Here is a 1,408-nt window from a genome sequence, read left to right as displayed (position 1 = left end):
GGTCGCCCTGGACTCCCGGGCGAGCGCGAGCAGGCCGTCGTGCACCTCCGGCGGGACGGTGAACCGGAGGCTCGCGCCCCGGTAGCTCGCGGCCGCCGGCCGCTGCCGGTCGGTCGGAATGTTCAACTCTTCCGGGGCGTTCGCGAGTTCGGACTTCCAGAACGCGAGTTGCCGGGAGATGACGCTGTCCGGGTCGCCCTCCTCGCCGAGCAGTCCCTGCTGCCACAGCGCGTAGTCGGCGTACTGCACCGCCAGCGGCTTCCACTGCGGCGCCTCGCCACGCACCCGCGCCGCGTAGGCCGTTGCCAGGTCGGCGCCGAGCGGAGCCATCGACCAGCCGTCACCGGCGATGTGGTGAAGCGTCAGCAGCAGAGCGTGGTCCTCCTCGCCCAGCACGAACAACTCGGCCCGCAGCGGGAGTTCGCGCTCCAGCTCGAAGCCGGTCGCGGCGGCGGCCACCAGCGCGTCCGCCAGGGCGGATTCAGTCGTCCGCCGGACCAGCAGCTCGGGCACCGCGTCCGCCAGCACCTCCTGGTACGGCACGCCGTCGTCCTCGGGGAAGACCGTGCGCAGGCTCTCGTGCCGGCCGGCCACGTCAGCCAGCGCGGCCGCCAGCGCCTCCCGGTCCAGCGCGCCGGAAAGCCGCAGCGCCATCGGAAGGTTGTAGGTCGCGCTCGGCCCCTCCAACCGGTGCAGGAACCACAGCCGCCGCTGCGCGAACGACAACGGCACCCTGTCCGGGCGCACCGCCGGCAGCAGCGCCGGACGGGCCTGCCCGGCGTCCGCCAGCCGGGCGGCCAGCGCGGCGACGGTCGGCGCCTCGAACACGGCGCGCACGGCCAGTTCGACGCCGAGCGCCGACCGGATCCGGCCGACCAGCCGGGTGGCCAGCAGCGAGTGCCCGCCGAGGTGGAAGAAGGAGTCGTCGATGCCGACGTCCGGCACCCCCAGCAGCTCCGCGAACACCGCGCAGAGCAGCTCCTCCTGCGCCGTCCGGGGCCTGCGGCCGCTGCGCGCCGCACTGAAGTCCGGAGCGGGCAGGGCCTTGCGGTCCAGCTTCCCGTTCGGCGTCACCGGGAACGCGTCCAGCGCGACGAACGCGGCCGGGACCATGTAGTCCGGCAGCATCCCACCCACGTACGCGCGCAGCTCGGCCGTGTCCGGCAGCTCGGCACCCGGCGCGGCGACCAGGTACGCGACCACCTGCCGGCCGCCCTGCTGGTCCTCGCGCGCCAGCACCGCGACCTGCCCCACCGCCGGATGAGCCGCGAGCACGGACTCGATCTCGCCGAGTTCGATCCGGAAGCCGCGGATCTTCACCTGGTGGTCGACCCGGCCGAGGTAGTCGAGCTCACCACCGGCCGACTGCCGCACCAGGTCACCCGTGCGGTACATCCGCGAGCCGACC

At 74.1% G+C, this 1,408-nt stretch carries 1 protein-coding gene; it reads right to left on the bottom strand.

Features of this window, described 5'->3' with window-relative positions:
* On the bottom strand, positions 1–1,395 hold a 1,395-nt coding region (locus VM95_RS37525), incomplete at its 3' end, for a condensation domain-containing protein (RefSeq protein ID WP_341846057.1).
* Between the last annotated feature and the right edge of the window lie 13 nt (positions 1,396–1,408).

Origin of the sequence: Streptomyces rubellomurinus, assembly GCF_000961885.1 — a bacterium.
GTDB classification, from domain to species: domain Bacteria; phylum Actinomycetota; class Actinomycetes; order Streptomycetales; family Streptomycetaceae; genus Kitasatospora; species Kitasatospora rubellomurina.
The sequence above is the reverse complement of the archived record's forward strand: the minus strand, read 5'-3'. Positions and strand labels throughout refer to the sequence as shown.